This window comes from Reinekea marinisedimentorum (assembly GCF_004341165.1).
GTDB lineage: Bacteria > Pseudomonadota > Gammaproteobacteria > Pseudomonadales > Natronospirillaceae > Reinekea > Reinekea marinisedimentorum.
The window spans coordinates 1-1,675 of the sequence record NZ_SLZR01000052.1 but is presented as its reverse complement, the minus strand read 5'-3'; the positions used below and the strand labels follow the sequence as shown (position 1 = coordinate 1,675).

The 1,675-nt window shown below is 39.5% G+C and carries 1 protein-coding gene; it reads right to left on the bottom strand.

What is annotated here, in order from left to right; translation table 11 throughout:
• Positions 1 to 261 precede the first annotated feature (261 nt).
• On the bottom strand, positions 262 to 1,242 hold the full coding sequence (locus BCF53_RS19090) for an endo alpha-1,4 polygalactosaminidase (protein WP_243645876.1): 981 nt from the start codon (positions 1,240 to 1,242) through the stop codon (positions 262 to 264).
• Between the last annotated feature and the right edge of the window lie 433 nt (positions 1,243 to 1,675).

Below are 1,675 nucleotides of genomic sequence, written 5' to 3'. Positions count from 1 at the left end.
TAGCAAAACCATTTAAGTGGACGAAAAGTGCAGAAAAGATAATTGCATCCGTTGAACGGGCTAAAAAAGTATTACCTAATTAACCGCATGGCCCACTAGCAGCAGGTCTTCTTCGCTATCGTCAGGCCAAAGTTCGCTGCGCAAATGGAGCCATTCGTTTTGGTTTTCTGGTGAGCAGAATTCAATCATCGATGGCTCCAAGGCAGTGAGGGTACTTAATGCATAGTTAAAAATAACTTAGATAAATAGCATGAGTCACTGTTAATCGCAGCTATACCGGAAGCTATCGTCTAAATCCCATGGTAAAATCAGAGCCCGAAATTGGAGTGCTAAAGCTTCCGTGCAGATTTCACCTGCTTTATCCGATAACTCACTTTCTTCATCAACATAAGAAGTATGAAATACCGGTTTTCCTTGTTCGATAAAAGGCTCTAATGTTTCGCATTCATCGTACTCAAAGCATTCTTCATTTATTGAGAAATCAAAATAGTCAACAAGGTCATCAACCTGTTCAACATCATTCTTTAATGCGACGGCCAAGCCTCGTTCATGAGCAGCTTCTGCCAGGAAAATATTGTAATCAAGTTGGTCGTCATAACTTAGGTCGAATCCGGTTTTGTTGGAATAACCATCAACATTATCCGGCTCAACACCATCGCAGCCTTTTTCAGCTGCTAAGTCCATACGTGCGGCCATTATTTTACGCACTGTTTCGTTCGTGATATCTAACCAATTTTCACCGTCCCATCCATCAAGATCTTTTCCAAGTGCCTCTTCCGGAAAATCAGCTTCGTCTTCTCGCCAATCTTCATAACTGCCTGCTGAAAAGTAACAAATAACAGCTTTTCCGTCTGCTTGTAGTTCTTCAATAACACTGGTGTGGGTATCAAACAAATCAATATCGTAAACATCCACATCGTAGTCGGTATTTACGGTTCCGCTAATTTGCCACTGCCATGTAGTGGATACTTCAGGCTGGTATCTGGATTCTTCTGATGTAGAATCCGTAGAATCCGTAGAATCCGTAGAATCCGTAGAATCCGTAGAATCCGTAGAATCCGTAGAATCCGTAGAATCCGTAGAATCCGTAGAATTAACCGTGTCAGAAACATCATTTACGTTTTCGGTGATAACGGGATCTTCAAGATTACAGCCTGTTAATGTCATTGCAGTACATAACATCAAAATGGAAGCTAAAGGCTTCAAATGAGTAGTACATACAAAAGGCTTTTCGATAATCATAATAATTTAATCCTTAATTTTTTTATTTATTGCTCTTTGTTCAAGCAAGCTTGAGTATCATTGAGACGATATTAAGAGAAGTAGTAGTTTGTCACAAAATTAAGATAAGAGACTGGTAGTTTCTTTATTTTGGAGGTTGGTTTGTGATTTTTCTGGGATGACAGTCACACTTGGTCTAAATGTTAACTTTCGAACTCATGGCAATAAATAGCATTTCCAGTTATTCAGATAACTTGGAATTGGAATCTTCAATAATTAGTTTTTCTATGTTTAAAGTTATTTATAGCATCCTGCACGCCCAGTCGTGGGCTGCTTAGTACCGGTGTTGTTGTATTAGCTAGTGCCCATCCATAAAGGCGGTAATTTCAATATTTTACCGCCTTGCCAATAACTGCTGTTAACAAATATTTCTCATCCGCAGATTGCCGCTATC